This window comes from Sulfurimonas sp. (assembly GCF_047622445.1).
Lineage (GTDB): Bacteria > Campylobacterota > Campylobacteria > Campylobacterales > Sulfurimonadaceae > Sulfurimonas.
This window is the reverse complement of the sequence record NZ_JBLHOE010000121.1, coordinates 1-3,887: the sequence shown is the minus strand read 5'-3', so window position 1 is coordinate 3,887 and position 3,887 is coordinate 1. Positions and strand designations below refer to the sequence as shown.

Annotated in this window: 6 protein-coding genes; all 6 read left to right on the top strand. The window is 31.7% G+C overall.

Annotated features, from left to right (window positions below; genetic code table 11):
- Positions 1 to 419: 419 nt before the first annotated feature.
- Positions 420 to 809: a hypothetical protein gene (locus ACI9TV_RS16000; protein ID WP_415251822.1), complete on the top strand. Its 390-nt coding sequence runs from the start codon at positions 420 to 422 to the stop codon at positions 807 to 809.
- 43 nt (positions 810 to 852) lie between these two features.
- Positions 853 to 1,185, top strand: coding sequence for a hypothetical protein (locus tag ACI9TV_RS15995; RefSeq protein WP_415251821.1), 333 nt, complete (start codon positions 853 to 855; stop codon positions 1,183 to 1,185).
- A 27-nt stretch (positions 1,186 to 1,212) separates the two neighbouring features.
- Positions 1,213 to 2,199 (top strand): hypothetical protein, encoded by a 987-nt coding sequence (locus ACI9TV_RS15990; RefSeq protein ID WP_415251820.1) that lies wholly within the window; start codon positions 1,213 to 1,215, stop codon positions 2,197 to 2,199.
- A complete protein-coding gene (locus ACI9TV_RS15985; protein WP_415251819.1) occupies positions 2,192 to 2,635 on the top strand; it encodes a hypothetical protein in 444 nt (147 codons plus the stop codon). Before ACI9TV_RS15990 ends, ACI9TV_RS15985 begins: the two co-directional genes overlap by 8 nt.
- Positions 2,635 to 3,507 carry a hypothetical protein gene (locus tag ACI9TV_RS15980; protein WP_415251818.1) on the top strand — a complete coding sequence of 291 codons (873 nt, stop codon included), beginning with the start codon at positions 2,635 to 2,637 and terminating at the stop codon, positions 3,505 to 3,507. The genes ACI9TV_RS15985 and ACI9TV_RS15980 overlap by 1 nt, the downstream gene beginning before the upstream one ends.
- 18 nt (positions 3,508 to 3,525) lie before the next feature.
- A partial coding sequence (locus ACI9TV_RS15975; protein WP_415251817.1) for a hypothetical protein occupies positions 3,526 to 3,887 on the top strand: 362 nt, incomplete at its 3' end.

The following is a 3,887-nucleotide window of genomic DNA, read 5'->3' as shown; positions in this document are numbered from 1 at the left end:
CGATGAGATAATAGAAAGATACGGTACACACCTTACAAAGGAACAATTAAAAACAATTAAAAAAAAATGATACATAATATACTATTCACATTTACTTTTATTTATGGAGTATTGGCACTGTTAACACATACAAAAATCTTTGAGAAAAAAATAACTGGTTGCATAGATTCTTTATTCTGGAAAGAACTACCTCTTTTTTTTAGGTGGTTAGATGTAGTAATATTTTTCGGTAGTTTAGCATACCAAGTAAACTATTGGTTGATATGGTAGAGTTAATAATTAACTTGTTAATGGCACTGACAGTGATTATAAAAATCTTTTTTATAATTCTGATATTTCTTATGTTATGGAACAGTGCTTTACTATTAATAGAAAGAGCTAGGGGATACTTTAAGAATGAAAAAAGAAAAAATAAGTAAATGAAAAGATACTCGAAGAAAGGTCTCGAAAGACGTAAGGAAGAAAGAAAAGGATATGGTGAATTCTTTGAGAAACATGTTGGTATAATAAAGAATACAAGTGCATGCTGTGCAGAATGTGGTGCCAGACTAAAAGGACATGTAAGTGAGATAGCACATATTCTTCCTAAGGGATATTTTAAATCTGTAGCTACTAATGATGAGAATGTAGTTTACATGTGTGGTATGTACTCGACAAGTCAATGCCATACTAATTTTGATAATTTCCCAATAGATAAATTTCAAGAAATGTTGGTATTCTCACAAATTAGCCATATCTTCGCTGAACTAGAAGAAAAAATTACGGAGAAAATAAATTATAAAGTTTACGATAAATATATAAAAGAGTAAGAAAAAGAACTTAAATTATTACTTTAAAACATAATATTACGATATGACACCAATAGAAAATACTTACCCAAAAAAAGACTACCCTTATGTAGTCATTCAAAAAAGACCTACAGATGAAGATATCATTTTAGTACAAACTAAATCGGAAGATTTTAAAAAACAACAAAAAGAGTATATCTATCCTAGTTTAACTTCTTGTAAAGAAGCAAATAGAAAATACACTGATAGCGGTATAGACCTAGGAATGTTCCCACCTTTTATTTTAACCCCTATCACTAAAGAGACTAAAAGATTTCTTGATTATAATTATAGCTTTGATGGTCGTTATAAAGGATTAGGTGATAGCTACTACGTGATAGTAGAAAATAAATTTTAAAGTTTACGATAAATACATAAAAGAATAATGGCTAGATTACAAGACGTACTAAAAAAATTAAACAAGGGCAAGAAAGAAGATGACATAATTATGTTGGCATCTAAACAACCAGAAGATTATTTTGTAAAAAACACCACTTCAATAGGAAGTCCTTACTTGGATATGATGACAAATGGTGGGTATACAAAAGGTGGGTTTAACTTGATCATCGCTGATGGTGGCGTAGGTAAATCATCCATAGCTTTAATAGCAATTAGAAAAGAATTTGAAGAAACTGGAAGAATAGGTGTATACTTAGATGGCGAAGGTACACTAGATGAATCTTACATGGCTCGTATGGGTGTTACTAAAGACATGATATATTATGTAAAGGGTAGAAGTTTAGAAGACATGTTAGATACAGCAGAGGCATTTTCAACAGCAGATGAAGTTGGAACTATTATTATTGATTCAATACCTATTTTTGTAAGTGCCGTAGTGGAAGCAAAATCAGCTGCCGAAAACAACATGGCTGTTGAAGCTAGAAAGTATACAGCACGTATGCCTATTATAGAAGGTAATTGCATGAGAAGAGATTCAACTTTAATTGGTCTTACTAGTTACAAGTTAGATCCAGGTGCAATGGGAGATCCGAGAAAACTTCCTCGTGGCCAATGGCAATATACTATGGCCAACCTTATTTTAGAGTTAACTAAGAAAGATATTCTTAAAGATGAAAATGGTGAAGAGATAGGTCATGTAATAGATTGTAGAATAAAGAAAAGTAAAATAGCATCTTACAATCCAAAAGAAGTACACAAAGTAAATTTCTATTATGACTGCGGTTTTAATGAGTTTGATGAGTATACAAGTATTTTTATTGTCAATGGCATGATTAAACAAGGTGGAGCTTGGTTTTCTTTTGCAGATACAGAAGGTGAAGAAATAAAACTTAATGGTAAGGCACAAGTCATAGACTACCTAAAAGATAATGAAGAAGTGTTTAACGTTTTAATGGAAAGATTAAATGGCTAGGGAATTAGATACAATAATAACAGAGTTCAATGCATTTAGAGATACATTCAATATCTTTAGAAGAACAGCAGAAGTAAAGACAGAAACATTAATTGAGTATGAAGCTCGATTGGTCGACCTTCGTGCCGATTTAAGACCACATAGAAAACACGTAGCTGCTGAATGGCAAAAAAGAGATGATAAGGCTGCAACAGGTATTAAGTTTAGAATAGCTATTGCAATACACAAAGGAACCTTTAAGGATGATGATGACCATTTGATATATGATATCTGCTCTATTAACCAAGCAGAGAAATTTGCATCAGGATCGGATAGCTACAAAACGTTTATAGATCAGAGAAGTTTCTTCAAAGAAGCATTGGTAAATGTAACTGATTTGAGAAACGATATTGATGGTTATATTAACCTAATAAAAGACATGTTAAAAACAATTTAATGGAAAAGGACAGTCAAAATTGTAATGCAACACCAGCACACGAATTAAAAGAAAAAAACACAAAGCAAAAAATAAAGTATAAATTTAAAACCGACTACAGTGAAAGAGGAATAGAGAGCCATAAAGATTGGTTCTCCTTTTACAAGCAAAAATCGTATTTTAAATTTACTGTTGAGGCATATGGTTATTTTGACCCTAGACCACAAATAAAAACTAATGTAACATCCTTAATTGTATTGGGTGTTATTTTAGTAAGTTTATTTACACTGACAATAAGTTGGTTTCATTTGTTATTAATCCCATTTTTATTTTTTGCATGGGGAGATATATACTTAAAATTACCACTAGATTCTGGAATGGATAATGAAAGTGACAGTCCTGAGTATGGTTTTTATATGTATCATATTGATCCTATACCTGGTAAAGTTAATTTTCCAACTTGTTTTATATGGCAGTGGGGAAATTATAAATCTTATGATATGCCTTGGGCTTATACCCATATCAGGCACTCTATTCTTTTAAAAGATGATATTTGGGAACATGAACTTAAAGGCCAAAACAAAGGTTTTTATATAAGTAAGTGGAAGGAAAAACAATTTATGATCGAGTATAATTTCTTAGATAAATCAGATCTTACTTATATTCCAACTAAAGTCTATGTAGCAGAGAGAGAATGGCGACAACACTGGTTAAAATGGACAGGTCTTTTTGCAAAAGTTGTGAGGACAATAGATGTAGAATTTTCTAAAGAAGTTGGCAGTAGAAAAGGATCATGGAAGGGTGGAACACTTGGTTGTGGGTACAACCTCAAAGAGAATGAGACAGCTTTAGAATGCATAAAAAGAATGGAAACAGAACGAACATTTAGATAATACGAAAACAAATAGTGCATGAGTTGGTTATATCAAGGAAACAAAATAGAAAAGATATCTGATTTACCTGTTAAAGAGCGTGAGGCTTTTGGATTTATTTATTGCATGGTCCTAAATCACAATGGAAAAGCATATGAGTATTATGGAAAGAAAAATTTCTTCTCTGTAAGGACCAAAAGAGCTTCTCAAAAACAAGTTAAAGAAAGAGGTAAATCAGCATTTCGACGTAAGAAGCAAAAGAAAGGTAAGGATGAAGGTGAATGGTATTATTATGAACAGGTCAGATCAGAAATGAAATGGCAGGACTATAACAGTTCTTCTAAAGAAGTTCAAAAAATGATTGATAGTGGAGCCCAGTTTACTAAGTACATTGTGCAAAT